22 protein-coding genes, 1 other RNA gene and 1 riboswitch are annotated in these 25,837 nt (G+C 63.1%); of the genes, 12 read left to right on the forward strand and 11 right to left on the reverse strand.

What is annotated here, in order from left to right:
- Positions 1-5 precede the first annotated feature (5 nt).
- The 4 genes from rsmH to rsmI form a co-directional block, all read right to left on the reverse strand.
- A complete protein-coding gene (gene rsmH, locus HDE77_RS04060) occupies positions 6-929 on the reverse strand; it encodes a 16S rRNA (cytosine(1402)-N(4))-methyltransferase RsmH (protein ID WP_184415875.1) in 924 nt (307 codons plus the stop codon).
- 29 nt (positions 930-958) lie between these two features.
- Entirely contained in the window at positions 959-1,405 is a 447-nt protein-coding gene (gene mraZ / locus HDE77_RS04065; protein WP_184415876.1) for a division/cell wall cluster transcriptional repressor MraZ, read from the reverse strand.
- 321 nt (positions 1,406-1,726) lie between these two features.
- An RNA gene (gene rnpB, locus HDE77_RS04070) (RNase P RNA component class A) lies at positions 1,727-2,093 on the reverse strand.
- Positions 2,094-2,406: 313 nt separating this feature from the next.
- Positions 2,407-3,234, reverse strand: a complete 828-nt coding sequence (gene rsmI / locus HDE77_RS04075; protein WP_184415877.1) for a 16S rRNA (cytidine(1402)-2'-O)-methyltransferase — start codon at positions 3,232-3,234, stop codon at positions 2,407-2,409.
- 85 nt (positions 3,235-3,319) lie between these two features.
- Between rsmI and HDE77_RS04080 the strand changes: the two genes are divergently transcribed.
- The 5 genes from HDE77_RS04080 to HDE77_RS04100 all read left to right on the forward strand — a co-directional run bounded on the left by HDE77_RS04080 (position 3,320) and on the right by HDE77_RS04100 (position 9,017).
- Positions 3,320-5,179: a penicillin-binding protein activator gene (locus HDE77_RS04080; RefSeq protein WP_184415878.1), complete on the forward strand. Its 1,860-nt coding sequence runs from the start codon at positions 3,320-3,322 to the stop codon at positions 5,177-5,179.
- Entirely contained in the window at positions 5,179-5,535 is a 357-nt protein-coding gene (locus HDE77_RS04085; protein ID WP_184415879.1) for a YraN family protein, read from the forward strand. Before HDE77_RS04080 ends, HDE77_RS04085 begins: the two co-directional genes overlap by 1 nt.
- Before the next feature lie 59 nt (positions 5,536-5,594).
- Positions 5,595-6,965, forward strand: a complete 1,371-nt coding sequence (locus HDE77_RS04090; RefSeq protein WP_184415880.1) for an FAD-linked oxidase C-terminal domain-containing protein — start codon at positions 5,595-5,597, stop codon at positions 6,963-6,965.
- Positions 6,966-7,159: 194 nt separating this feature from the next.
- Positions 7,160-7,660 (forward strand): uracil-DNA glycosylase family protein, encoded by a 501-nt coding sequence (locus tag HDE77_RS04095; RefSeq protein WP_255482529.1) that lies wholly within the window; start codon positions 7,160-7,162, stop codon positions 7,658-7,660.
- 118 nt (positions 7,661-7,778) lie between these two features.
- Complete coding sequence (locus tag HDE77_RS04100) at positions 7,779-9,017, forward strand: nucleoside permease (RefSeq protein ID WP_184415882.1); 1,239 nt, start codon at positions 7,779-7,781, stop codon at positions 9,015-9,017.
- A 30-nt stretch (positions 9,018-9,047) separates the two neighbouring features.
- On the opposite strand, the gene HDE77_RS04105 is transcribed toward HDE77_RS04100, so the two are convergent.
- The gene (locus HDE77_RS04105; protein ID WP_184415883.1) at positions 9,048-9,656 is read right to left on the reverse strand and encodes a flagellar basal body-associated protein FliL; all 609 of its coding nucleotides are present in this window, start codon (positions 9,654-9,656) and stop codon (positions 9,048-9,050) included.
- 108 nt (positions 9,657-9,764) lie between these two features.
- On the opposite strand from HDE77_RS04105, the gene dusB reads away from it, so the two are divergent.
- The 3 genes from dusB (at position 9,765) to metK (ending at position 13,130) form a co-directional block, all read left to right on the forward strand.
- A complete protein-coding gene (dusB, locus tag HDE77_RS04110) occupies positions 9,765-10,751 on the forward strand; it encodes a tRNA dihydrouridine synthase DusB (protein WP_184415884.1) in 987 nt (328 codons plus the stop codon).
- Between the two features lie 152 nt (positions 10,752-10,903).
- A complete protein-coding gene (locus tag HDE77_RS04115; RefSeq protein ID WP_343206059.1) occupies positions 10,904-11,725 on the forward strand; it encodes a methyltransferase domain-containing protein in 822 nt (273 codons plus the stop codon).
- Positions 11,726-11,930: 205 nt separating this feature from the next.
- Positions 11,931-13,130, forward strand: a complete 1,200-nt coding sequence (metK, locus tag HDE77_RS04120; protein WP_184415886.1) for a methionine adenosyltransferase — start codon at positions 11,931-11,933, stop codon at positions 13,128-13,130.
- Between the two features lie 296 nt (positions 13,131-13,426).
- Here metK and HDE77_RS04125 read toward each other — a convergent pair whose 3' ends face one another.
- The 4 genes from HDE77_RS04125 to HDE77_RS04140 all read right to left on the reverse strand — a co-directional run bounded on the left by HDE77_RS04125 (position 13,427) and on the right by HDE77_RS04140 (position 16,678).
- Positions 13,427-14,548: a D-alanyl-D-alanine carboxypeptidase family protein gene (locus HDE77_RS04125; protein ID WP_255482530.1), complete on the reverse strand. Its 1,122-nt coding sequence runs from the start codon at positions 14,546-14,548 to the stop codon at positions 13,427-13,429.
- Between the two features lie 177 nt (positions 14,549-14,725).
- Complete coding sequence (locus HDE77_RS04130) at positions 14,726-15,301, reverse strand: hypothetical protein (RefSeq protein ID WP_184415887.1); 576 nt, start codon at positions 15,299-15,301, stop codon at positions 14,726-14,728.
- A 19-nt stretch (positions 15,302-15,320) separates the two neighbouring features.
- Positions 15,321-15,488, reverse strand: coding sequence for a hypothetical protein (locus HDE77_RS04135; protein ID WP_184415888.1), 168 nt, complete (start codon positions 15,486-15,488; stop codon positions 15,321-15,323).
- A gap of 14 nt (positions 15,489-15,502) precedes the next feature.
- On the reverse strand, positions 15,503-16,678 hold the full coding sequence (locus HDE77_RS04140) for a Fic family protein (RefSeq protein WP_184415889.1): 1,176 nt from the start codon (positions 16,676-16,678) through the stop codon (positions 15,503-15,505).
- Positions 16,679-16,800: 122 nt separating this feature from the next.
- On the opposite strand from HDE77_RS04140, the gene HDE77_RS04145 reads away from it, so the two are divergent.
- Entirely contained in the window at positions 16,801-18,690 is a 1,890-nt protein-coding gene (locus tag HDE77_RS04145; RefSeq protein ID WP_184415890.1) for an ATP-binding cassette domain-containing protein, read from the forward strand.
- A gap of 187 nt (positions 18,691-18,877) precedes the next feature.
- On the opposite strand, the gene HDE77_RS04150 is transcribed toward HDE77_RS04145, so the two are convergent.
- A complete protein-coding gene (locus HDE77_RS04150; protein ID WP_184415891.1) occupies positions 18,878-19,456 on the reverse strand; it encodes a DUF3828 domain-containing protein in 579 nt (192 codons plus the stop codon).
- Between the two features lie 62 nt (positions 19,457-19,518).
- Entirely contained in the window at positions 19,519-22,380 is a 2,862-nt protein-coding gene (locus tag HDE77_RS04155) for a phosphoenolpyruvate carboxylase (protein WP_184415892.1), read from the reverse strand.
- A 95-nt stretch (positions 22,381-22,475) separates the two neighbouring features.
- A riboswitch (S-adenosyl-L-homocysteine riboswitch) is annotated at positions 22,476-22,599 on the forward strand.
- Between the two features lie 35 nt (positions 22,600-22,634).
- Here HDE77_RS04155 and ahcY point away from each other — a divergent pair.
- From ahcY to HDE77_RS04170, 3 genes are all read left to right on the forward strand, one after another.
- Entirely contained in the window at positions 22,635-24,077 is a 1,443-nt protein-coding gene (gene ahcY / locus HDE77_RS04160) for an adenosylhomocysteinase (RefSeq protein WP_184415893.1), read from the forward strand.
- Positions 24,078-24,361: 284 nt separating this feature from the next.
- Entirely contained in the window at positions 24,362-25,186 is an 825-nt protein-coding gene (gene metF, locus HDE77_RS04165; RefSeq protein ID WP_184415894.1) for a methylenetetrahydrofolate reductase [NAD(P)H], read from the forward strand.
- 25 nt (positions 25,187-25,211) lie between these two features.
- Positions 25,212-25,790, forward strand: coding sequence for a DUF4124 domain-containing protein (locus HDE77_RS04170; RefSeq protein WP_184415895.1), 579 nt, complete (start codon positions 25,212-25,214; stop codon positions 25,788-25,790).
- Positions 25,791-25,837 lie beyond the last annotated feature (47 nt).

Below are 25,837 nucleotides of genomic sequence, written 5' to 3' on the forward strand. Positions count from 1 at the left end.
TTTCATCAAAGCTTCTCCGCCACGCGCAACACCGCCGAACGCGAACGTGGGTTCCCGGCAATCTCCGTGTCGGAAGGAAACTGCGCCTTGCCGACAGCTGCCAGGCGTGCCGGCGCGGCCAGCACCGGTGGCCCGCGCCGGCTGTTCTGCACACGGCCGGAGTGATCGCGGATGAATAATTTCACCGCGCGGTCTTCGAGAGAGTGGAAGCTGATCACGGCCAGCCGCCCACCGACCTTGAGCCGATCCAGCGCGGCGTTCATCCCGTCCTGCAACGCATCCAGCTCGCCATTCACGCGAATCCGCAGCGCCTGGAAACTGCGCGTGGCCGGATGTTTGCCCGGTTCACGGCGGCCGACCACGCGTTCCAACAACGCAGCGAGCTGGCCGGTGCGGGTGAATGGGGTGGCATCACGATCAGCCACGATCGCTCGTGCGATGCGCCGACTGTGACGCTCTTCGCCATAGTTCCACAGCACATCGGCGATCTCGCGCTCATCCGCACGCGCCAGGAATTCGGCCGCGCTCTCGCCTTGGCTGGTGTCCATGCGCATGTCCAGCGGCGCGTCGGCCATGAAGCTGAAGCCGCGTGCGGCCTCGTCCAGCTGCGGCGAGGACACGCCCAGATCGAGCAGCACGCCATCGAGCCCGGCGCTGGTTTCGTCCCACTCGGCCAGCGTGGAAAAATTGGCGTGCCGGATCAGTACCCGTGGATCGGCGGCGAACTCGGCTTGTGCTGCGGCAATGGCCGTCGGATCGCGATCCATCAACAACAGGCGACCGTCGGGACCGAGGCGCGACAGCACGGCGCGGGCATGACCACCGCGACCGAAAGTACCATCGAGATAACGCCCGCCTGCCTGCACGGCGAGACCCTCCACTGCTTCACCCAGCATCACCGGGATGTGCTGCAATTGCTGCTCCGTCATGCCGCACTCCCAACCCCAGCGCACGCGTCTTAGAGACGCAGATCCGCCATGTCGTCACTGATTTCGTCTTCACCGATGGTCTGGCGGATCTTCGCCAGATGCGCTTGCTCGCTCCAGAGCTCGAACTTGTTACCCATGCCCAGCAGCACCGCTTTCTTTTCGATGCCAGCGGCGCTGCGCTGACTTGCCGGCAGCAGGATGCGTACGGCGCTATCCGGCTCGACCAGAGCTGCCGCACCCACCAGCTTCATCTGCAATGCGCGATGCACCGCCTTGACGCTGGACAGGGCATTCACCTGGTCGCGCACGCGCTCCCACTCCGCCTGCGGAAACAGCCACAGACAACCCGACTCGAACGGGTTGTAGGTAATCACCAGACGATTGGCGCACTCGCCCATCACCGACTCGCGGTACGCGGTCGGGATGGCCACTCGGCCCTTGTCGTCTACAGTGATGGCGGTTTCGCCTTGGAACACGGTCACAAACTCCACTAAAACCCACGATTTCACACCGGAACCCACGATAGTCTCGCCCTATGAGACTGTCAAGGGAATTTCGCTTGTGAATCAAGGAGAAAGGCGAAGTTGTGACGGTATTTCCAGCGCTTTCTCACGAACTTGCGCAAGGTGGTTGAAAGCAAGGGATTTTTTCATTCAGCAACCAGGCGATCACGGCGCCTGACGAGGCTAAATCTGGCTTTGCGGGGCCATCGCGATGAATCGGCGTTCATCCCCGGCGCTCGCCTGCCCACCTTTGGCGTGATTGCCGCCACGCCAAAGGTGAAACGCAAGAAAAAGAGGTGGAGTCGGCCTGTAAGCCGGGTTCTGTACGTCTTGCGACGCGACAGTCATTCCTCTCGGCCAGACGTCGCCGTCTGGCTCCAGCAACCTACCCGGGAACAACGCGGGCCGCGTTATCGTTCCCCTATTTGGTCTTGCTCCGAGTGGGGTTTACCGTGCCACGCGACGTTAGCCCCGCGTGCGGTGCGCTCTTACCGCACCCTTTCACCCTTACCACGCACATCCGAAGATGCCGTTCGGCGGTCTGCTCTCTGTTGCACTGGCCGTCAGCTCACGCTGCCCAGGAGTTACCTGGCACTCTGCCCTATGGAGCCCGGACTTTCCTCGATGCACTTGCGTGCGACGCGACTGCCCGGCCGACTCCACCGCCCAGTCTAGTGGGAGCGGACCCTAGGTGCGATGCTTTTCGGAAGCCCCCGTATTCTCAGGCGCGTCTCACGGGCCTCTCGGCCAGTGGTCGACAGCCCGACGGAAGATCAAAAGCTTCACTCCTCCCAAACCCTCCCCTGCAAGCAGGGGAGGAGCAAAGCTGACGCCACAGCGTCGCTGCCGCAGGAGCGCCGCCCTGCTTATGCTCCGCCTGCGCGCTCCCTGCCCTGCTTGCAGGGCAGGGTTGGCGCGGGGTGGGGTGCTCTTATCCCCAGGCGGAGTAAGAGCATCACGCACAGAGTGTGCTCCTACCCCTCGTACAGCAGCTTGCGCGGAGCGCCACTGATCGCTGCGGCAAGCTTGGCCGCCTTTGCCGGCGGCAACTCGTCGCGCAGGATCGCGAAGACACGCTGACCTTCGGCGAGTTTCGCGTCAGCCTCCTCGCCACGGCCAGCGACCAGGATCACGCACTCACCGCGCTGCTGATCGGGATCGGCCGCGACGCGCGCCGCAAGTTCGGCCAGCGGCTCGCCGAGCACGGTCTCGAACATCTTGGTCAGTTCGCGCGCCAGCACGGCTTCACGCTCGGCGCCGAAAATATCTCGCATATCGACCAGGCTCTCGGCCACGCGATGCGACGACTCATAGAAGATCACCGTCCGCGCATCACCGGCCAGTTCCTGCAGACGACTGCGGCGCGCCGCCGCTTTCGGCGGCAAAAATCCCTCGAACACAAACCGGTCACTGGGCAGGCCCGCCACGGACAACGCCGCAATCGCGGCGCAAGCCCCCGGCACTGGAATGCAGCGGATGCCGGCCGCGCGCGCGGCGCGCACCAGTCGGAAGCCCGGATCGCTGATCAGCGGCGTACCGGCGTCGGAAATCAGCGCCACCGATTCGCCCGCCGTCATCCGGCGCACGATGGCGTCCACCGCATCGCGTTCGTTGTGTTCGTGCAAGGCGATCAGCGGCGTGTCGATGCCGTGGTGTACCAGCAACGGGCGGCTATGCCGGGTGTCTTCGGCAGCAATCACCTTGACCGCGCGCAAGGTCTCGATCGCGCGAGCCGAAAGGTCTTCACGATGACCGATCGGGGTGGCTACCACCCACAGGCTGCCTGGCTGAACTGATGACATCGGAAACTCCTGAGCCGCGGGTCGGCAATGCAATACGATCGGCTATGATCGCGCATTGCCGACCTTGACGATCAACGGAGTTCCCATGCGCTTCTTGCGCCTCTCGCGCGTTGCCGCGATCGGACTGCTGTTTTTGCTCTCGTTGACCGGTTGCATGCTGGCCAACGTGCAGCCTTCGCCAGCCGAACTCGTCGCCGCGCAGAACGCCGCAAACCTGGCGCAGCAAGGACAGTTCGACCAAGCGGCGGAGGCGTATCTCACGCTCGCTACGCAATCCTCCGGCAGAGGCGATCACTACCGCCTGCTGGCCGCTGAAGCATGGAGGCAGGAAGGCCAGATTCCGCTCGCCGCGCCCACCCTTGCGCAGATCAAGCGACAGCGGTTGACCGACGACGAGCCGCTGCGTTTTGACCTGCTGCGCGCCGAACTGGCACTAACCCAGCATGATGCCGTCAGCGCGCTGCAACTCACCACCCAGCCGAATGTCACGGTGCCGCCCTCGCTGCAACTGCGGCTGCTGGAGCTGCGCGCACGCGCGATGGAAGCCAGTGGGGACAACTGGGGCGCTGCCCGAACCCGCGTGCAGATGGACGCCCAGCTGAGCGGTCTCGATCAATCGCAGAACCGCAAGCAGGCGCTCAACTTGCTGGTCAAATTAGGTGCCCAGCCACTCAAGCAGCGTGCCGCCGCCATGAACCCGGGCGACCGCATGCTGCCATGGGTCAATGAGGCACTGGGTCGACTCGGCGTGGCCGTGGCGCAGCCGCAACCGGAATTGCAACAGCCCGTCGGCACCCTGCTGCCGGGCGCCAATGCGAACGTGCGCGAGGGCTACAAGGTCCCCCAGAAGATCGCGCTGCTGTTGCCCAGCGACGGTAATTTCGCTGCAGCGAGTGAGTCGATACGCGAAGGCTTTTTCGCGGCCTATATCGATGCCGGACACACCCACGCACCCCGACCGACGGTGCGCGTGTATGACAGCCGAGGCACCGCCGACGGCGCCGTCAAGGCGTATCAGCAGGCCGTCGGTGATGGTGCGCAGCTGATCGTCGGCCCACTTACTCGCGCTGAAGTAGCCGCGGTATTCGGACAGGTGATTTTGCCGGTGCCGCTGCTGGCGTTGAATCATCCCGATGACAAGCAACTGCCAGCCGGCAACATCAGTGAATTTGGCTTATTGCCGGAAACCGAAGGCGCCCAAGCCGCTGACCACATGGTCGAACGCGGTGTGCGGCACGCCTATGTACTGATCTCCAACGACGATTTTGCCCAACGCGCAGCCAGCGCATTCAAGGCCGAGCTAGCCGCCCGCGGCGGACAACTGGACGGCTCGACCACCTTGACGACATTCACGGCGGCGCCCAGCGGCCTGAGCCCCACCGATGCCAGCACCGGTGCCGGCGACGCAGGCATCTTCATCAGCATGCGGCCGAACCAGGCGCGTTCGTTGCTGCCGCAGCTGCTGGTCGCCAATATCCATCTTCCGGTGTTTGCCACCTCGCATGTGTATGACGGCATCGACGATGCCACCGCCAATCGCGACCTGGAAGGCGTGGAATTCTGCGATGCGCCGTGGCTGTTCGACGCCCAGCCGGGCCTACCCGTCCATGCCGATATCGCCGCCCAGTTGCCGGGTGCGCAGGGCGGCGCCGCCCGGCTGTTCGCGTTCGGCATGGACGCCTGGAACCTGGTGCCCTACCTCGACTGGCTGCGCGCGCACCCCGGCAGCTATCTACCCGGCGCCAGTGGCCAGCTCACCGCCGATGAGTTCGGTCGAGTGCGCCGCGTGCTGATCTGGGCCAAGTTCCAGGACGGCCTGGCGCGGCCGCTGGGTGGCAGCCTGCAGACCGATGACGTCCCTTCCGGAGCTCCGCCACCTGACACCAGCTCGCCAGCGCCAGCCAGCGCGTCCCCAACCGGCGGCTTCCAGCCAGCTTCAGGCTGATGCGAGCCGCCGGCGACTCCTTCGAGCAGCGCGCCTGCGCCGAACTCGAACGCGCCGGCCTCCGACTGCTCACACGCAACTACACGACGCGTCACGGTGAACTCGATCTGGTGATGCGTGAAGGCGACACCGTGGTCTTCGTCGAAGTGCGTTATCGAAAAAGTGCCAGTCATGGCGATGCCGCGGCGTCGGTCACTGCCAGCAAACAAAACAAGTTGATTCAGGCCGCCCAACACTGGTTGGCTGCACATCCGCAACACGCACGACGTGCCTGCCGCTTCGATGTGGTGACCTACGACGGTCCAGCAGACAACATCCGTCAGGATTGGCTGCGTGGCGCGTTCGAAGCTCATTGAAAGATCCGGCGCCGCGGATGCAAACGCAACTTCTTCGCGCATTGGGATAGGCTTTAGCGATGCCATTGCCTGATGAACTACTCGCCAGTCTGCGCGGGATTTTTTTCGCCGATGCACTCGCCACCGGCGAAGCAGAGCGAATTTCCTACGCCTACGACAACTCGCGCCTCCACGCGCTGCCCGACGCGGTGGTGTTTCCCACCGAGCATGCGCAGGTCGAAGCGCTGGTGCAGGCCTGTCGTGGGCACAAGGTGCCGGTTATCGCGCGCGGCCGTGGCAGTAACACCACGGGCGCCACGGTGCCCGTAAACGGTGGCGTCGTGGTGAGCTTCGAACGGATGAACCGGATCCTCAGGATCGACCCGGACAATCGCCTCGCGGTGGTCGAGCCCGGTGTATTGAACGGGGATCTGCAACAGGCGCTGCTGCCGCACGGCTTCTTCTGGCCACCCGATCCCACGTCGGCGCCGTGGTGCAGCATCGGCGGCAACCTGGCCTGCAATTCGGCCGGGCCGCGCACGGTGAAATATGGCAGTCCACGCGAGAACACGCTTGGCATGCGCGCCGTCAGCGGCAACGGCGAGGGCTTCCGATGTGGCACCTACACCAGCAAGGGCGCCACCGGCTACGACCTGACCCGATTGCTGATCGGCTCGGAAGGTACGCTGGCACTGATCACCGAAGCCACCCTGAAACTCACGCCGAAACCTTCGGCCGTGCGCACGCTGCGCGCGACCTATCGCGACGTCGGTGCCGCCGCTCGCGCCGTCGCGCGGATCATGGCGCAGCCGGTGACGCCATGCGCGCTGGAGTTCATTGACGACGTTGCATTGAAGCTGGCGCACGACCACGGCGGTGACAGCGTGCCGCTGGCCGGCGCGCTGCTGATGATCGAGGTCGACGGCGAACCGGAGACTCTGCCTTCCGCTGTGGAAGCCGTCTCGCGCGCCGCGCGTGGTGACGGACTTGAGGAGCTGCGCATCGCCGAGACCGCCGAGGAAACACGGACATTGTGGGCAGCACGCAAGGCGCTCTCGCCCGCGCAGCGAACGATTTCGCCGAACAAGATCAACGAGGACGTGGTGGTGCCGGTCAGCCATCTGCCGGCGCTGGTCGACGGCATCAAGCAACTCTCTGCGAAGCACGACGTGTTGATCGTCACCTTCGGCCACGCCGGCAATGGCAACCTGCATGTGAACTTGCTGCCGCGCGACGATGCCGAGCGCGAACGCGCACATGCGTGTCTTGCCGAGGTGTTTGCGCTGGTGATTCGACTGGAAGGCACGCTGTCGGGCGAGCACGGTATCGGCATGGTCAAGCGCGAATTCATGCCGCTGGCGCTCGCGCCAAGCACGCTGGATCTGATGCGCAGCATCAAGCACGCGTTCGACCCGGAGGGCATCCTCAATCCGGGCAAGTTGTTGCCGTGAAGCGCATGGACAAAGAGCATCCCATTCCGGCCCTCCCCTGCGACCGAAGGGAATCCCTTCTTCAGGACACGCAGGCGAGGGAGCGCCCCCGCGGGCAGGCAGGTTGCGCGCTCGATCAGCTACTTGCCGAAATTCGCGCCTGCAAGATTTGCGAAGCGCATCTTCCGCTCGGTCCGCGACCCGTGCTGCAGGCCATGGCTTCATCGCGCCTGCTGATCGTTGGCCAGGCACCCGGGCGCAAAGTGCACATGAGTGGCATCCCGTTCGATGATGTCAGCGGCGATCGCCTGCGCGCATGGCTGGGCGTGGATCGCACCCTGTTCTATGACGCGCGACGCATTGCGATCGTAGGGATGGGCTTCTGCTTTCCTGGCAGCGCTCGTGGTGGCGACCTGCCGCCGCGGCCGGAATGCGCGCCGACCTGGCATCCGCGGCTGCTGCCCATGCTCACGCGGGTGCGCCTGACCCTGGCCATCGGCCAGTACGCACAGGCCGGGCTGCTGGGCAAGCGGCGCGGTCGCACACTCACCGACACCGTGCTGGCGTGGCGCACGCATCTCGCCAATGGCGTGTTGCCGCTGCCGCATCCGAGCCCGCGCAACCGCGTGTGGCTGACGCGCAACCCGTGGTTCGAGGCCGAACTTCTGCCGGAATTGCGCGCGCATGTGGCCGCCGTGCTCGGCGATGGCACCTGAGCTGCGCCGCAGCCTACCTTGCCGCAAGCTTGGAGCATCCTCTAACCTCACCGGGTTTGGTGGCCATGGGAACGTTCCCCGGCTCGACAAGGGAAATACACATGCTGGCTAATCGTTCATGAGTCTCAGGCTCCGACTCATCGCCATGAACTTCCTGCAGTTCTTCGTCTGGGGTTCGTGGCTGCTCACCATCGGCGCCTACTGGTTCCAGACCAAGCACTGGTCAGGCGCGGAGTTCGGCGCGATCTTCTCGACGATGGGTATCGCCTCGCTGTTCATGCCATCCATCGCGGGCGTGATTGCCGACAAATGGATCAATGCGGAGAAGCTCTACGGCCTGCTGCATCTGGCCGGCGCCGCGGTTTTGTTCGCGATACCGATGATCAATGACCCCACCACCCTGTTCTGGGTGATGCTGATCAACATGATGTGCTACATGCCGACCATCTCGCTGTCGATCACGGTGGCATACGCGGCACTGAAAGACGATGGCAAGGACGTCGTGCGGGACTATCCGCCGATCCGGGTGTGGGGCACGATCGGTTTCATCGCGGCCTTGTGGACGGTCAGCCTGTTGCATCTGGAGACCTCCGCCGGTCAGTTCTACGTGGCCTCCGGCGCAGCGGTGCTGTTGGGCCTGTATGCGTTCACGCTGCCGGCCTGCCCGCCGAAGCTCAAACGCATGTCCGAGCTGTCGCTGATCGACACGCTGGGGCTGACCTCGTTCTCGCTGTTTCGCAACCGCCAGATGGCGATCTTCTTCATCTTCGCCATGTTGCTGGGCGCCGCGCTGCAGCTGACGAATGCGTATGGCGACACGTTCCTGCACGACTTCGAAAACATCGATGCGTACAAGGGTCTGGTGGCGGTCCGCTATCCAGCAATCATCATGTCGATTTCGCAGATCTCCGAGACGCTGTTCATCCTGGCCATCCCCTTTTTCCTCAAGCGATTCGGGATCAAGACGGTGATGCTGATCAGCATGCTGGCGTGGACCTTGCGCTTCGGCCTGTTTGCGTTCGGCAACCCGGGCCACGAGCTTTGGATGATCGTGCTGTCCTGCATCGTGTACGGGATGGCATTCGATTTCTTCAACATCTCGGGCTCGCTATTCGTCGAGGGTCAGAGCGATCCGTCGATCCGCGCCAGCGCGCAGGGGTTGTTCATGTTGATGACGAACGGTGTCGGCGCGGTGCTGGGCAGTTCGCTGAGCGGCATCATCATCGATCGCTATTTCACCCACGCCGGCGCAAAGGACTGGCATGGCATCTGGCTGACCTTTGCACTGTATGCGCTGGTGGTAGCCGTCTTGTTCGCACTGCTGTTCAAACACAAGCACGTGCGGGCGAATCGCTGATCCGCCTACGGCAACCTCCTCAACACGCGATCAGGTGCCCGAAGTCCTCCCGCTGTCGCTGGGCAGCAGGTGCTCCTGCACCCGCTCGCTGCGCGATTCGATCAACCGGCCGCGATCATCGAAACGCAGCACCACCATCCAGTCGTAGACATCCGCTGGCCATGATTTGCTGCCCAATAGATCCTTGGCGCTGCCACCGAACGCATTGATCAACTTGCCGATGTGTCCGTGATGCCACGCGATCAGCACGACGGCTGCCTGATTCTGCTTGCGCAGCGACCTGACCAGTTCATCAACCTGATCGTCGGCAAAAGGTTGCTCGATCGGCAAGGACAGGCGCGATGAGAGTGGGGTCAAGGTCAGCCGGGGCCGTTCGCTCGCCTTGCTGTCAGTCGTGGCGATCAGTTGCTGCGGTTGCAAGCTCTCGCCATCCAGTCGCAGTGGATCGAAATAGCTGGCGTAGGCAGCCGCGCGTTGCTCGCCAAGTGTACTGAGCCCGTTACCCGGCTCGGCTTTTTCGGCATGCCGGATGATCAGCACGGTGACGTCGTGCAGACCGCGAGCGTCCTTGTCGGCATGGTGTGCCGACGCCAGCGCCGGCAACACCAGCAAGGCCCACAAGAGCGTTCGCCACCTCATATTGGGCTCCTGCGTGATGAACCGACTCAGGATAGCAGCCGCTCCCAGTGCAGGTGACCCTCCGCATAACGGCGCCAGGCCATTCTCGGCTACAGCTACAATGGGCGAATGCAGATTGGTCCTTACCGCATCGACCCGCCGGTGGTGCTGGCCCCGATGGCCGGCGTCACCGACAAACCATTCCGCCTGCTGTGCAAACGGCTGGGGGCAGGTCTGGCCGTGTCGGAAATGACCAACGCCGACCCGCGCCTGTGGCACACGCGCAAGTCGCTGCAACGGATGGATCACGCCGGCGAACCCGAACCGGTCAGTGTGCAGATCGCCGGTTATGACCCCGCAATGCTGGCTGAGGCGGCGCGCTTCAACGTCGCCAACGGCGCACAGCTGATCGACATCAACATGGGTTGCCCGGCAAAGAAAGTGTGCAACGTGTGGTCCGGCTCCGCGCTGCTGCAGGACGAGCCGCTGGTGGCACGCATCGTCAAGGCGGTGGTCGACGCGGTTGAGGTGCCGGTGACCCTGAAGATCCGCACCGGCTGGGACCGTCAGAACAAGAATGCGCTCAACATCGCGCGGATTGCCGAAGACAGCGGTATCGCCGCGTTGGCCGTGCATGGGCGCACTCGCGCCGACAAATATGAAGGCGAAGCCGAATACGACACGATTACCGCCGTTAAGGCGGCCGTGCGCATTCCCGTGTTGGCCAATGGCGACGTCAACACGCCGCAGCACGCGCGGCACGTACTCGATGTCACTGGCGCGGATGCGTTGATGATTGGCCGTGGCGCGCAAGGGCGGCCCTGGATCTTCCGCGAGATCGCACACTATCTTGCGACTGGCGAGTTGTTGCCTGCACCGCAGCCGGCCGAAGTCGCACAGATTCTGATCGGTCATCTCGAACAGCTTTATGCGTTCTATGGTGAACTGCAGGGCGTGCGCATCGCCCGCAAGCATCTGGGCTGGTATGCCAGGGACCGGCCGGAAAATGCCGCGTTCCGGCAGGTCGTCAATCGAGCCGAATCGGCCGAGGCGCAGCTGCGCCTGACCCGCGACTACTTCGCCGCACTCGCGGCCGGCGAACTTCTGGCCGCCTGAATGGCGCCCTCTGATCCCCGGCGCCCGACTGCGTGCCAGAACGCCGGTAACAGGACTTACTCCAGTCAGCGTGGGAGGTGTACTGTGTTCTGCACGCGATCAAGAACCGCACGAAACACTCCCCCGACTTCACGGGCACTCTCGTGAACAGCATCGTTACTGGTGACTTCCCGTACATCCACGGCTTTTCCGCCGAGGAGCAGTCGCGACTGGTGCGCCAGGCGCGCATGTTTGAAACCAGTCTGTTCGGCAACATCGATTACGGGGGTGCCACGCGTTTGCTGGAAGTGGGTTGCGGCGTGGGCGCGCAGACGGAAATCCTGTTGCGGCGGTTTCCGGAACTGCACGTTACCGGCGTGGATCTGTCCGCCGCGCAGCTGGCTGCTGCCGAGAAGAACCTCGCTGCCACCGCGTGGTGTGAATCGCGATACGCGCTGAAGCAGGCTGATGCCTCCGACCTTCCGTTCGCCGAGCGCAGCTTCGATGCGGCCTATCTGTGCTGGGTACTCGAACACATGCCGAGCCCGGCGCGAGTGCTGAGCGAAGTACGCCGCGTGCTCAGCCCCGGCGCCTTGGTCTATGTCACCGAGGTACTCAATTCATCGTTCTTCCTCGACCCCTATTCGCCCAATCTGTTGCGCTACTGGATGGCCTTCAACGACCACCAGTACGACAGCGGTGGCGATCCGTTCATCGGCGCAAAGCTGGGCAACCTGCTGCTGGCCGGCGGCTACCGCGATGTGCAGACACAGGTGAAGACCATCCATCTGGACAACCGCCAGCCCGGGCGGCGCAAACATATGATCGAGTTCTGGCAAGAGCTGCTGGTCTCGGCGGCCGATCAGCTGATCGCGGACGGCAAGGTCGACACGACCACCGTCGAGGGCATGCGCCGTGAACTTCATGCCGTGCGCAACGATCCCAATGCGGTGTTCTTCTTCAGCTTCGTCCAGGCCCATGCCACGGTGTACTGAGCGGAAAAGCCGCTTCCTGCCTGGGGAGCGGCGGCCGAGACGGGCTTCAGGATGACCCTTCACAGGCCAAAAAGCCGTCCAAATGGCTGAATCGGCATGAAATCGTCATCCTTCATCGGCATGCTGAGGCTGCAAAACCGGGAGCGGGGATGTATTATGTCCGGCTCTTGTATCTCTCTATCCGCACGAAAGGATATAAACCGCGATGTCCAATTACCTGTTCACCTCCGAATCGGTCTCCGAAGGCCATCCGGACAAAGTTGCCGACCAGATCTCCGACGCCGTGCTCGACGCGATCCTCGCGCAGGACCCGCGCGCCCGCGTTGCCTGCGAAACCATGGTCAAGACCGGCGTGGCAATCGTCGCTGGCGAAGTCACCACGAATGCATGGATCGACCTGGAAGCGCTGACCCGCAAGGTCATCGTCGACATCGGCTACAACTCCTCGGAAGTCGGTTTCGACGGCGAGACCTGCGGCGTGCTGAACCTGATCGGCAAGCAGTCGCCGGATATCAACCAGGGTGTGGATCGCAAGAACCCGGAAGACCAGGGCGCCGGCGACCAGGGCCTGATGTTTGGCTATGCCACCAACGAAACCAAGGACTTCATGCCAGCGGCGATCTACTACGCGCACCGCCTGGTCGAGCAGCAGGCCAAGGTTCGCAAGAAGAAGAACTCGCCGCTGCCGTGGCTGCGTCCGGACGCCAAGAGCCAGGTCACCCTGCGCTATGAGAACGGTGTCGCCACCGCCATCGACGCCGTGGTGCTGTCGACCCAGCACGATCCGAGCGTGAAGCAGAAAGACCTGATCGAGGCGGTGCGCGAGACCATCCTCAAGCCGGTGCTGCCCGCGAAGCTGCTGCACAAGGGCACCAAGTTCCACATCAATCCGACCGGCAAGTTCGTCATTGGCGGTCCGGTGGGCGATTGCGGCCTGACCGGTCGCAAGATCATCGTTGACACCTACGGCGGCTGGGCTCGCCACGGCGGCGGCGCGTTCTCCGGCAAGGATCCGTCCAAGGTCGACCGTTCGGCTGCTTATGCCGCGCGTTACGTGGCCAAGAACATCGTCGCCGCCGGCATCGCCGACCGCTGCGAAGTGCAGGTGAGCTACGCGATCGGCGTCGCCCACCCGACCTCGATCTCGGTGACCACCTTCGGCACCGGCAAGATCAGCGACGAAAAGATCGAGAAGCTGATCCGCAAGCACTTTGACCTGCGCCCGTACGGCATTCTGCAGATGCTCGACCTGATTCACCCGATGTACCAGCAGACCGCCAGCTACGGCCACTTCGGCCGCACCCCGCACGAGATGAAGGATGCCGACGGCAAAACCTTCACCGCATTCTCGTGGGAAAAGACCGATCGTGCCGAGGCGCTGCGCGCCGACGCCAAACTGAAGTAAGCCACGCTGCATTGGCAAACAAAAACCCCGCGGCACGCCGCGGGGTTTTTGTTTGTGCACATCGCGAAAACCATCGCAAACCGGGAAAACCTGAGCAAATGCGCTCAGCGACCCGGACTCGCCGCCCTGTCGCCAACGCCCGGACCAATGGGAGCGTAGGGAAATTGCGCGAAGCCGGATCACGCCAGAACCGGATGTACTGCTTCAGCGTAGGGTTCACGCGTCTCGGCGCGGCGGCCCTGAACTGAATACACCTGTGCGAAGCGCGGCCCGCTCATGCGTGGCCCCAGGTCAAGCTAGCCGTCGCTACTCGACGCCGCGACAACCGGTTTCTTGCTGCTGTTGCGCTGGGCGAGTCGGGTCGCGCCGCGCCTTGAATGATGCGCTACCTCGCGACGGGGACACACGACACCCTTATGCGGAATGCACACGTTATGCGCGACCGGCTCGGATTTGCTACCCCGGCGACGATGATGCTGTGGTGCCGGTACCGCTTCAGCCTCGGCGCTACCGATGGGCGACAACGCGGCCAGCACCCGGTGCGCCATACTGGGACTGCTGGCCTGAGCGACCAGGATCGCAGGGGTCTGCCGGTGATCGAAGCCATCATCCAGCAAGCGGGCCATCAAATGGTCGCGGGCCGAGGCAGTACGCCCGCCCATGACCACACCAAACAGGCGGTGGCCATCCCTGACGGCGGTGGAGGCGAGATTGAATCCGGACGCGTCGGTGAAGCCGGTTTTCAGCCCATCCATGCCCGGATAGCTGTCCATGAGATGGTTGTGTCCGCGCACAAGCTGGCCACGGAACATGAATTCCTTGGTCGCAAAAAACTGCACGTACTGGGGAAAGTCGTGATACAGCGCCATGGCCAGTTTCACCATGTCGCGTGCCGTCGTTGTGTTCTGCGGATCTGGCAGGCCCGACGCATTGTCGAAGTGGGTGCCCGTCATCCCGAGCCGAAGTGCCTGAGCATTCATCAGGTCGGCGAAGTGGCTCTCCGAGCCGCCGAGACCTTCTGCCATAACAGTCGCTGCATCGTTCGCCGATTTCGTGATCATGCCGAAGACGCAATCGTTCACCGAGATCGTCTGGCCGCGGCGCAGACCGAGCTTGGTCGGCGCTCTGTCTGCCGCCCAGGCCGAAACCGGAAACTCATCATCCATCTTCAGCTTGCCGTTCTGCAGCCCCTGAAAGGTGAGATACAGCGTCATCATCTTGGCCAGCGAGGCCGGATAGTTCTGCTCGTCGGCGTTGACCTCGTTCAGCACCTCACCGGTTGTCGCGTCCACGACAATGGCGGCGTAGCCGGCATGGGCCACACCGGCAAAGCTGCCGAGGCCGCACAGGAGCACGGCCACGAACATGCCGCGAACCCGGTTCAGCAACCGCCCTGGCTTTGTGAACTTGATAGCCAACCCAGATTCCTCGCTACTCAAACTGCAACATCGGCGCACGTGGGCGCGACGATAATGCATCGTCGCCGCAATATCCATAGGTGACGCGCGAACTTCCCTCGTTAAATGTATGTTTTTAAATAGGTTGCCGGAAATGTCAACCCACCCACTTTGGTGTAGGGGCTGCTGTTGGGGCGATTAATTCATGGATCCCGTGGCGGGCATTCCGAAGCTTTCGACCTGCGAGCGCGCCAGCATCGCGAGGCGGTCGCGATGATCGATCGGCGGCAGACCGAACATTTCGCGCACACGATCCGCCGGATAAACAATGTGGCTCGGCTTCAACACGATGGTTTGCACCAGCCGATGACTCAGTTCGCGTGCCGAATGTGCGCACCCATCTCGCAGATCACATTCCATCTCCCAGGCGAACTGGTTGAGCGTTCCCAGTACCGATTTCGAGTTGCTCGCCGCCAACGTCAGCGGCTGCATCGCTGTAACCTCAGCGGCGGCCCTGTCGGTGGGAATGCCCAAATCCAGCAATGCGTTGAACAACGCGTGGACGAAACGCTCCGGCACCGTCGCATAGGGTGCAGCATCGATCACCACAGCGAAACGCGTCGGCTCACTCACTGCCAGCACCAGATTGATCCGACCGACGCGGACCAGATTGGCCGTCCATTCACCGAGCCGGTTGCTCGCTGGCAGCAACTCACCGGGTAGCTCAGCCTTCATGACCTTGAGTAGCTTTGCCGTGCAGCGAAAGGCCGTCATGGTGTCGGTGCTCGAAACATCACGCGCCGATCGCCTGTCGCAACTGCGCCTTGACCGACATACCGGCGGTTGCCGCATCAGTCACCATCGCAAACACACATCGACCGTTGCTGACGGCAGCCCACACCATGCCGATGTCGCGCTTCTCGCGCGCCTTGCGGTCGCCGAGCCAGTTCAGTTCAGGCATGCGGGGGCATTCCTTCAGTCTTCATGGTTGTTGTCATTGGCCGGCATCTCGATCGCCTTGAGCACACCGCGTGCGAGATATTGCCGACCCCACTGGCGACCGCTGGTTTCCTGCAGCAGCCCAGCATGCTCCAGCTCGGCCAATGCAGCGCGAGCGGTGGGATCGGACACGCCGAGCAACGCCTTCACCCGGGCGGCATTGATGTGTGGGTTGGCGAACAGCTCATCCACCAGCGCCAACGCCTTGGGCGAATCGACGACCTTCCGACGCATCGTTTCGCGCAGATCCATCAGCTCGCGCGCCTGTCTCGCCGCCCGGCGCGCGCTCCAGCGCACTCCAGCAAGGAAATAGTGGAGCCAGCCATTCCAGTCGCCGTGCGTGCGAATGCGTTGCAGGCTTTCGTAGTAGCCGCGTCTCTCGCGTTCGATATATTCGGACAGGTAGAGCAGCGGCTGGGGGAGTCGTTCCCGCTCGATCAGGAACAAGGTGATCAGCAGCCGCCCCACTCGACCATTACCATCGAGAAACGGATGGATCGCCTCAAAGTGCTCATGCATCAATGCACACTGGATCAGGTCGGGCAGTTCGTCGCGCTCATGCATGAAGCGCTCCCACGAGCCAAGTGCCTCCTTCATCTCCTCCACCGGCGGTGGCACGTAAAACGCGCTGGCCAGTGTGCTGCCCGGTGGCCCTATCCATTTTTGGCTTCGCCGAAAACGGCCAGGCGTGGCGGTCTCGCCGCGTACGCCATGCAGCAGCTTTTCGTGCAGCTCACGCACCAGTCGCAGTGAGAGCGGCAGAGAGTGCAGCCGCTGTACGCCATACTCCAGCGCAACGACGTAGTTGCGTACTTCCAGCACGTCATCGGGCGGTGCCTGTGGAGTTTGCCCGGCTTCGTCGGCAAGCAGGTCGGCGATGCTGGCTTGGGTGCCTTCGATACGCGAGGACAACACGGCCTCGCGGCGCAGATAAGGCGCGATCAGCAAATGTGGATTGGGCAGCTGTCGACCGAGGCCGGACAATTCACTTAGAGCAGCGTCGGCACGCGACAGCGCAAGTACCAATGCATGATCGAAAACGATGAGCGGCGGCAGTGGCGCAGGTACAAAGGCCGGCGGTCCCTGTGGTGTGCGCACCAAACGACCGGCTTCGGCTGACTGAAAGTCCGCAGCATCCACGATCACGTCCATTGAAGCCATTGTTGGCACGAACATTGACTTTAGTGAGCTTTGAAAGAAATCACAATAAAACTTTCAAAAAAATCAAACCTCTGAAAGGCGGCTTTCAAAGGGGTACCCGCTACAATGGGCGGATGTCTCTTATCCAACTGCAACGCGTCGACTTCAGTATCGGCGGCCCCCTCCTGCTCGAACACGTCGATTTGTCGATCGAAGCGAACGAGCGTGTCTGCATCGTCGGTCGCAACGGCGAAGGCAAATCCACCCTGATGAAGCTGATCGCCGGCGAGTTGCATGCCGACGACGGCGAAGTGCGAGTGCAAAGCGGCGTAGTGATCGCGCGCATGGCGCAGGAGGTGCCGCAGGACACTGCAGGCAACGTGTTCGACGTGGTGTCGGAGGGGCTGGGCGATCTCGGCCACCTGCTGGCGCGCTATCACCATCTGTTGCATGAGCTGCACACGCAGGCCGATTTCGACGCCCTGGGCGACGTGCAGACGCAGATCGAAGCGCAACACGGCTGGGATCTGGATCGCCGGGTGACCGAGGTGCTGACCAAGCTCGAGCTGCCGGCCGACACCGATTTTGCGGCGCTTTCCGGCGGCATGAAACGTCGCGTGCTGCTGGCACAGGCACTGGTACGCAAGCCCGATGTATTGCTGCTGGACGAGCCGACCAATCACCTGGACATCGAGGCGATCGGCTGGCTGGAGAATTTTCTCAAGCAGTTCGAAGGCAGCATCATCTTCGTCACGCATGACCGCAGCTTTCTGCGCGCACTGGCCACACGCATCGTCGAGATCGACCGCGGCCAGCTCACCGACTGGCCCGGCGATTACGAAAACTATCTGCGCCGGCGCGAGGAACGCCTGCATGCCGAGGCGCAGGCGAACGCGCTGTTCGACAAGAAGCTGGCGCAGGAAGAAGTGTGGATCCGCCAGGGCATCAAGGCACGACGCACCCGCAACGAAGGTCGCGTGCGCGCGCTGAAGGCGCTGCGCAACGAGCGCGCCGAGCGACGCAACCTCACCGGCAACGCGAAGATGACGCTGGCCAGTGCGCAATCCTCGGGCAAGAAGGTGATCGATCTGCAGCACGTGCATCAGGCCTACGGCGGCCGCGTGCTGATCGATGATCTGTCCACGACCATCATGCGCGGCGACCGCATCGGCATCATTGGCCCGAACGGCGCCGGCAAGAGCACGCTGTTGAAGATCATGCTGGGCGAATTGAAGCCACAGCGTGGCGAATCGGAAATGGGCACCAGCATCCAGGTCGCTTACTTCGATCAGCATCGCCTGCAGCTCAACAACCAGCTCAATGCGCTCGACAACGTGGCCGAGGGCCGCGAGTTCATCGAACTCAATGGCCAGCGCAAACACATCGTCGGATATCTGCAGGATTTCCTGTTTTCGCCCGAGCGCGCCCGCGCACCGATCACCCGGTTGTCCGGCGGCGAGCGCAACCGGTTGCTGCTGGCAAAGCTATTTGCCCAGCCATCCAACCTGCTGGTGATGGATGAGCCGACCAACGATCTGGACGTCGAGACACTCGAACTGCTGGAAGAATTGCTGACTGATTACCAGGGCACCCTGCTGTTGGTCTCACACGATCGCGCGTTCCTCGACAACGTGGTGTCCAGCACGCTGGTACTGGAAGGCAATGGCCAGATCGGCGAATACGTCGGGGGCTACACCGACTGGCTGCGCCAGCGGCCGGCGGCTGCAAGCGCGGTTGCTGCGGCAGCGGCCAAGCCGGGACTGACTCGCGACGAAGCCACACCTGCAGCCGCCGCGACGTCAAAGCGGAAATTGAGCTTCAAGGATCAGCGCGAACTGGATCTGCTGCCTGCACGCATTGAAGAACTGGAAACCGCGATCGCCGCGCATGGCGAGGCGATGACGACGGCGGATTTCTTCAAGCAGGACAGCGCCACGATCACGAAAGCAAACGAAGCGGTGGCGAAACTGCAGACCGAGCTGGATGCAGCCTACGCACGCTGGTCAGCACTGGATGCTTCGTAACGTCCGACGCTTGCCGGCTGTTGCAGTTGTGGGGAGCGACTTCAGTCGCGATGCTCTTGAGAGGGTAGAAAAGCATCGCGACTGAAGTCGCTCCCACAAGAGCCCGCTGTTACGCATGGAGAACGTAGGTTGGGGTCATTGGCGCTGGTTGAGTTTGTCAAAAAAGATTCCACGCACGGCCACGCGCTCAGTGCGCAGCGCCGTTTCGCTTCAACTCGAGCGTGCTTTTCTGAAGACCCGCACGCAGGCTGCCGTCGCTCGCTGAAATCACATCGGCGACACGCCAGCCGCGTGAAGTGAAACGAAGTGCCAGACGCAACGTGGTATCCCGATCCAGGTTGTGAAACATCACCGTCGCAACGAGTTGGCTTTTGCCGACAGCTTTGAAGTCGAACTTCACCGCGCGGATGTCGAAATCCTGGCAGTCGCACAGGGGATCTCCATCGAGGTATCCGACCTCCCCATCCCCGGCAGCCTGCTGATTGGCATGCATCAACACCAGAAACGACGGATCATAGACGTCGACGTCCTTCACCGTCTGATTGGGGACGCCTTCGCCATCAACTCGGTAGTTGGCGTAAAGGCTCTCCAGGAAGTGTCTTGCGGCCGTGATGTCCGGCCCGCTTGATGCCGGGCTGCTTTGGGCCGGGTCGCCCTGTGTCTGAGGATTCTGTGGCTTACCCTCAGCAGCCATTGCCGATCCCACGACACTGATGGTGCCCAGTATGAACAACGTTGCCAGAGCCGCTTTCCGGATTGCTTCCATTTCGTTGCTTCCCTGATTCGAGTAACGGACTTTCGCGATAGTGCCACGACCAGTCCGAGCCATCAGCCGGTGTTTTGCAAACCCTGTGATACGCCGTTGACGCAGGCGACCAGCGCCTGCAACAGCGCATCGTCTTTTCCATCGCCGTCACGCCAGCGCTGCAGCAGATCGACCTGCAGCAGGCTCATCGGATCGACGTAGGGGTTGCGCAGACGGATCGAGGCGGCGAGACGTGGATCGCCCTGCAGCAGCGCGTCGCTGCCCTTGAGCTTGAGCAGCCAGCGCTGGGTGCGTTCAAACTCGCTGCGTATCAGGCCGAAGAATTCCTCATGCAGCGGGCCGGAAAGTTTCGAGAACGCCTCGGCGATATCCAGGTCGCACTTGGCCAGCACCATTTCCACGTCATCCAGCAGATTGCTGAAGAACGGCCAATCACGCGCCATCTCGGCCAGTCCAGCTTCGCCGAACTCGGCAACCCCCTGCTCCAGCGCCGTGCCCAATCCGTACCATCCGGTAATGATCGAACGGCACTGGGTCCACGCGAACACCCATGGAATCGCCCGCAGATCCTGCACGCCGCGCATGCTGCGCCGGCTGGCCGGACGCGAGCCGAGCGTCATCCGCTCAATCACGTCGATCGGCGTGGCGTGCCGGAAATAGTCGACGAAGTGTTCGCGCTCTACAAACGCGCGGTAGGCCTGCCGACTCTTCGTCGACAACTTGTCCATTTGTTCGCGCCAGCGCTCCTCGCGCGGTTCCGTCTCACGCGGACGCAATGAAGCGCGAAGTACGGCGCCGACGGTTTGCTCAAGATTGCGTAGCGCCAACGCACGGATACCGTACTTGCGATGGATCACCTCGCCCTGCTCGGTCACCCGCAGCACGCCTGCGACGGCACCGCGTGGTGACGACATCAAGGCCGGCGTGATGCGCGCACCGCCGCGACTGGCCGAACCACCGCGGCCATGGAAGAACGCGAGCCGGATGCCGGCGGCATTCGCCACTTGCAGCAACTCCACTTGCGCGCGCTGCAGACCCCAGCGCGAGGCGAGTGTGCCGCCATCCTTGCCGCTGTCCGAATAGCCAAGCATCACCCACTGCTGATCGCCGCGTGCGGCCAGATGCTGACGATAGACCGGATCAGCGAGTAGCGCACGCAACGTGGCCGGCGCGTTCTTCAGGTCGTCAACCGTCTCGAACAGTGGAGCGATGTTGAGCGGGACAACGCCCACCGCATTGGCCTCCTCTCCCCCGTGGGGAGAGGATTGAGGTGAGGGGCGGGTGCTCGCCGAGCTGTCGATCGAAGCTCGCTCTGAAGTAGCTTTATCGCCAGCGCGCCCCCTCACCCCAGCCCTCTCCCCGAGGGGGAGAGGGGGCAAAGGCGACGTATCCGCAAAGCCGCCGTACCTTGCCAATGCCAGCACCGCCAGCACATCGGCCGCCGAGCGCGCCATGCTGATGATGTACAGACCAATCGCGCCCGAACCATAGCGGCCGTGCGCAACGTGCAGCGCGTCGAACACCGCGCGTGTGCTGACGGCATTCGCATCCGAGCTGCCGCCAAACGCCTGCTCACCGCTGGCGTATGGCTGCAGTCGCCGGGCACGCTCATCCGCCGCATGCTCGTTCCACGCCGGATCATCCAGCAGCGCGGCCAGTGCGTCGTCGTGAACGCGTGAATCCTGCCGCACGTCCAGCCGCGCCAGATGCAAGCCGAACGTGCGCACGCGTCGAATCAACCGCTGCACCGCGTAGGCGCCGGCATGCAGACCGTGATGGTCAACCAGGCTTCGGGCAATCAGCTGCAGGTCATCCAGAAGTTCGGCAACAGACGTATAGCCTTCCACATGATTGTCGTCCTGGGTGGCTTCAAGCCGGCCGCCGATCAGGGTAAGCAGGCTGCGATAAGGCATGTCGGCGTGCCGCGGCCGCACTTTTTGCGCCGCCGCGGGAAAGCGCACGCGGTAGTCGTCCAGTCGCTGTTGCAGACGCGCGTCGACGGCGACGCGGCCTTCGGTCTGGCTGAGCAAGCGGGCGAGCGTTGCCACGTCGGCCACGTAGTGCTCGATCACATGGGCGCGCTGGGTGGCCAGACTGGCGGCGATGGTCTCGGCGCCGACGTTTGGATTGCCGTCCATGTCGCCGCCCACCCAGGTCGCGAAGCCGAGCAGGCGCGGCAGCAAGACTGCCACGCCGTAGACCTCCTGCAAGGCCGAGGCGAGCGATTCATACAACGCAGGCACGATGCGGTAGATCGGATTGACCAGGTAGAAGCCGACGTGATGGTGTTCATCCTGCACCGTGGGTCGAACTGGCGAGGCCTCGGCGGTCTGCCAGCCCGAGGAAAGCGCCATGAAGATACGATCGTCATCCTCCTTGCGTTCCTGCGGCGTGCGGTTTTGATCGAATCCATCGACCAGCGATCGCACCACCGCCTGTTCTTTTTCCAGCAACGAACGGCGTACCGCCTCGGTCGGATGCGCGGTGAACACCGGCTCGATCCACAGCTGTTCCAGCCAGCCCAGCAACTCATCCGCGCCGACTCCCTGCGCTTTCAGTCGACCGAGTACGTCGACCAATGACTCCGGCTGCGGCGCACTGCCTTCGCGTTGATAATCGCGGCGGCGGCGAATGCGGTGCACCCGTTCGGCGGTATTCACGGCCTGGAAGTAGGTGGCGAATGCGCGCGCCAGTGCCTCGGCATCTCCGGCCTCGAGGCCGGCCAGCGAACCGGCCAGCTCGTCCACCGAGGCGCCTTCGCGACGCCGCCGGATCGCTGCGATACGCACTTGCTCGACCCGCCCGAAGAAAGCCTTGCCACCTTGTTCGGCCAGCATTCGTCCGACCATTGCGCCGAGTCGGCTGACATCCTCGCGCAGCGGGCCGTCATGCGGCAGGAATTCGGATTCGCGGCTTTCTTCCACGTGTGACTCCAGCGCAAGGTGAACGGCCAGACTACCGAATCAGAGCGCAGGAGGCATCCCCGCCCGACTGCCGCTATAATTGGGGGCTTGTACTGCCCGCCGAGGGGCGCTGCGACCGTTCGTGAATGCGGGTCCATCCGCAACAGCCTGCCTACCCCGCAGACTTTCACGAGACGGCCAGGCTCGGCGCGGCACGTTCCACAACGGCGCCCGGTTGATTGACGCGAAGCGATTCGCACTAACCGGAGACATCCATGAACGCCGTTACCAAAGAAATGACCCACGATTACAAGGTTGCCGACCTCTCGCTCGCCGATTGGGGCCGCAAGGAGCTGGACATCGCCGAACACGAGATGCCGGGCCTGATGTCGATCCGCAAGAAGCACGCCGCCACGTTGCCGCTTAAGGGTGTGCGCGTGACCGGTTCGCTGCACATGACGATCCAGACCGCCGTGCTGATCGAAACGCTGAAGGACATCGGCGCCGACGTGCGCTGGGCCTCGTGCAACATCTTCTCGACCCAGGACCATGCTGCCGCCGCGATCGCCAAGACCGGCACGCCGGTGTTCGCATGGAAAGGCGAGACGCTGGAGGAATACTGGGACTGCACGCTCGACGCGCTGACCTTCCCCGGCAAGGGCGCCGACAAATACCTCGGCCCGGAATTGGTCGTCGATGATGGCGGCGATGTCACCCTGCTGATCCACAAGGGCTACGAGCTGGAGAAAGGCTCCAAGTGGGTCGACGAAAAGGCCTCCTCGCATGAGGAACAGGTCATCAAGAACCTGTTGAAGCGCGTGCATACCGAGCGCCCGAACTTCTGGCACACCGTGGTTCGCGACTGGAAGGGCGTTTCCGAAGAAACCACCACCGGCGTGCATCGCCTGTACCAGCTGGCCGAAGCCGGCTCGTTGCTGATCCCGGCGATCAACGTCAACGACTCGGTCACCAAGAGCAAGTTCGACAACCTTTACGGCTGCCGCGAGTCCCTGGCCGATGGCCTGAAGCGCGCGATGGACGTGATGCTGGCCGGCAAGGTCGCCGTGGTCTGCGGTTATGGCGACGTTGGCAAGGGTTGCGCGCACTCGCTGCGTGCGTACGGTTCGCGCGTGGTGGTCACCGAAATCGATCCGATCAACGCCTTGCAGGCGGCGATGGAAGGGTTCGAAGTCAACACCGTCGAAAGCACGCTGGGCCGTGGCGACATTTATGTCACCACCACCGGCAACAAGGACGTGCTGACGCTTGAGCATCTGAAGTCGATGAAGGATCAGGCCATCGTCTGCAACATCGGCCACTTCGACAACGAGATCCAGGTCGATGCGCTGAACGAAATGGCCGGCGTCGAGAAGATCAACATCAAGCCGCAGGTCGACAAGTACGTGTTCCCGGATGGCCGCGCGATCTTCCTGCTGGCCGAAGGCCGCCTGGTGAACCTCGGTTGCGCCACCGGTCACCCGAGCTTCGTGATGTCCAATTCGTTCTCCAACCAGACGCTGGCGCAGATCGACCTGTGGGCGAACAAGGACACGTACGAGCCGAAGGTCTACATCCTGCCGAAGAAGCTCGACGAGGAAGTCGCACGCCTGCACCTGGACAAGATCGGCGTGAAGCTGACCACCCTGACCAAAGAGCAGGCCGGCTACCTCGGCGTGCCGGTCGAAGGTCCGTACAAGCCGGAACATTACCGCTACTGATCACCCGATCAGTCGTGCAGTAGTTCAGAAGGGCGCGCAAGCGCCCTTCTTCTTTTCTGATTTGCGCTACCCCCACTCCCTCCGTTGTATCCCTGTCCCGCCGTTGTATCCCAATCCCTCCGTTCGCCCTGAGCGTAGCGCAGCGAAGTCGAAGGGCAGCCCTTCGACTTCGGTCCTGCGGACCTACGCTCAGGGCGAACGGTTATGGATCTGATCTTCATATATCGCTCCATCGCGAAATAGAGATATATACTTGCCTGCACTGCTTATCTGGAACCTTTGCGATGCCGTCAATCAGCTTCGAATTCTTTCCGCCCAAGACCGACGAGCAGCGGGCCCAGCTCGATCGTGCCGCCCAGCTGCTGAAGACGCATAAGCCGGAGTACGCGTCGGTCACGTTCGGTGCCGGTGGCTCAACGCTCAGCTACACCGGCGATACGGTGGCCCGCCTGCATCGGCAACATGGCCTCAACGTGGCGCCGCATCTGTCCTGTGTGGGTGGCACCCGCGCCGAGCTGGGTGCGCTGCTGGACAGCTACCGGGAGGCCGGCTATCGACGCATCGTGGCGTTGCGCGGTGACCTGCCCTCGGGCATGGCCACGCCGGGTGATTTTCGCTACGCCGCCGAGCTGGTGAGCTTCATCCGCGAGCACAGCGGCGAGTACTTCCACATCGAAGTGGCGGCGTATCCGGAAATCCATCCGCAGGCAGACGATGCGTTGGCCGACCTGCACCATTTCAAGGCGAAGATCGATGCCGGCGCGAACGGCGCGATCACCCAGTATTTCTTCAATCCCGACGCCTATTTCCGTTTTGTCGATGACGTGCGCCGGCTGGGCGTGACCGTGCCGATCGTGCCGGGCATCATGCCGATCGCGAATTACAGCCAGCTGAAACGCTTTTCCGACATGTGCGGCGCAGAGATTCCGCGCTGGATCGCCAAGCGGATGCAGGCGCACGGCGACGATGCCGAGTCGGTCCGCGGGCTGGGCGCCGAGGTGGTGGCGCAATTGTGCCGTCGCCTGCTGCAGGGCGGCGCGCCGGGGCTGCACTTCTACACGCTCAATCGCGCCAAGGCGACCCAGTCGGTACTGGAGCAGCTGAGCTGACCCCGGGCGCAGGTATGCTGGTGTGATGCGCCTGCTATCTGCCCTGCTGTGGTTCACTCTGCTCATCTGGGCTGCGCCTGCCGTGGCGCAGAACCCGATCCAGCATTGTGTCGGCGCCAATGGCAGTCCGGTATTCACCGACCAGCCCTGCACCGCACTTCAGGCCACCTCGGTCGATCCCGCGGCCAAGCCGAGTGAGAGCAGCCACCCGCTCGAACCACCGCCGACGACCCTGTGCGCGGCGACGATAGACGCATTGCGGCAAAGCGTGATCGACGCGTTTGCCAACCACGACGCCAACCGGCTGGCCGGCCTGATGCTGTGGAACGGCTATGGGCACGGCGCCGCCGTCGCCGATATCCGCTCGCTGAGCGCACTGATGCAACGGCCGTTGCTGGATCTCAGCCCCTCGCGCGATTCGCCGCCAGCGGCGGATAGCAGCAGCGCCGATCCCTACGCCCCAACTACACCACCCGCCTCGCCGCCAGCCAGCGATCAGCTGGTGCTGCATACGGCCGGCACTGACGGCAGCGGCAGCCCACATGAGCTGCGTTTCGGCATCGTGCGGCATGCCGGTTGCCTGTGGTTGCGCAATACCGACTGACGACGTCACGCCAGCCACACGACGCCCTAACAGCTATCATGAGCGGT

It is taken from the genome of Rhodanobacter sp. MP7CTX1 (assembly GCF_014205795.1).
GTDB lineage: Bacteria > Pseudomonadota > Gammaproteobacteria > Xanthomonadales > Rhodanobacteraceae > Rhodanobacter.

Excerpts from the sequence above, each read along its gene's own strand:
- HDE77_RS04130 (WP_184415887.1), bottom strand. The coding sequence starts at position 15,301 with ATGACGGCCTTTCGCTGCACGGCAAAGCTACTCAAGGTCATGAAGGCT.
- HDE77_RS04105 (WP_184415883.1), bottom strand. The coding sequence starts at position 9,656 with ATGAGGTGGCGAACGCTCTTGTGGGCCTTGCTGGTGTTGCCGGCGCTG.
- HDE77_RS04145 (WP_184415890.1), top strand. The coding sequence starts at position 16,801 with ATGTCTCTTATCCAACTGCAACGCGTCGACTTCAGTATCGGCGGCCCC.
- HDE77_RS04140 (WP_184415889.1), bottom strand. The coding sequence starts at position 16,678 with ATGGACGTGATCGTGGATGCTGCGGACTTTCAGTCAGCCGAAGCCGGT.
- HDE77_RS04095 (WP_255482529.1), top strand. The coding sequence starts at position 7,160 with ATGGCTTCATCGCGCCTGCTGATCGTTGGCCAGGCACCCGGGCGCAAA.
- rsmH (WP_184415875.1), bottom strand. The coding sequence starts at position 929 with ATGACGGAGCAGCAATTGCAGCACATCCCGGTGATGCTGGGTGAAGCA.
- HDE77_RS04085 (WP_184415879.1), top strand. The coding sequence starts at position 5,179 with ATGCGAGCCGCCGGCGACTCCTTCGAGCAGCGCGCCTGCGCCGAACTC.
- ahcY (WP_184415893.1), top strand. The coding sequence starts at position 22,635 with ATGAACGCCGTTACCAAAGAAATGACCCACGATTACAAGGTTGCCGAC.
- HDE77_RS04170 (WP_184415895.1), top strand. The coding sequence starts at position 25,212 with ATGCGCCTGCTATCTGCCCTGCTGTGGTTCACTCTGCTCATCTGGGCT.
- metK (WP_184415886.1), top strand. The coding sequence starts at position 11,931 with ATGTCCAATTACCTGTTCACCTCCGAATCGGTCTCCGAAGGCCATCCG.
- HDE77_RS04090 (WP_184415880.1), top strand. The coding sequence starts at position 5,595 with ATGCCATTGCCTGATGAACTACTCGCCAGTCTGCGCGGGATTTTTTTC.
- dusB (WP_184415884.1), top strand. The coding sequence starts at position 9,765 with ATGCAGATTGGTCCTTACCGCATCGACCCGCCGGTGGTGCTGGCCCCG.
- metF (WP_184415894.1), top strand. The coding sequence starts at position 24,362 with ATGCCGTCAATCAGCTTCGAATTCTTTCCGCCCAAGACCGACGAGCAG.
- rsmI (WP_184415877.1), bottom strand. The coding sequence starts at position 3,234 with ATGTCATCAGTTCAGCCAGGCAGCCTGTGGGTGGTAGCCACCCCGATC.
- HDE77_RS04135 (WP_184415888.1), bottom strand. The coding sequence starts at position 15,488 with ATGCCTGAACTGAACTGGCTCGGCGACCGCAAGGCGCGCGAGAAGCGC.
- HDE77_RS04150 (WP_184415891.1), bottom strand. The coding sequence starts at position 19,456 with ATGGAAGCAATCCGGAAAGCGGCTCTGGCAACGTTGTTCATACTGGGC.
- HDE77_RS04080 (WP_184415878.1), top strand. The coding sequence starts at position 3,320 with ATGCGCTTCTTGCGCCTCTCGCGCGTTGCCGCGATCGGACTGCTGTTT.
- HDE77_RS04100 (WP_184415882.1), top strand. The coding sequence starts at position 7,779 with ATGAGTCTCAGGCTCCGACTCATCGCCATGAACTTCCTGCAGTTCTTC.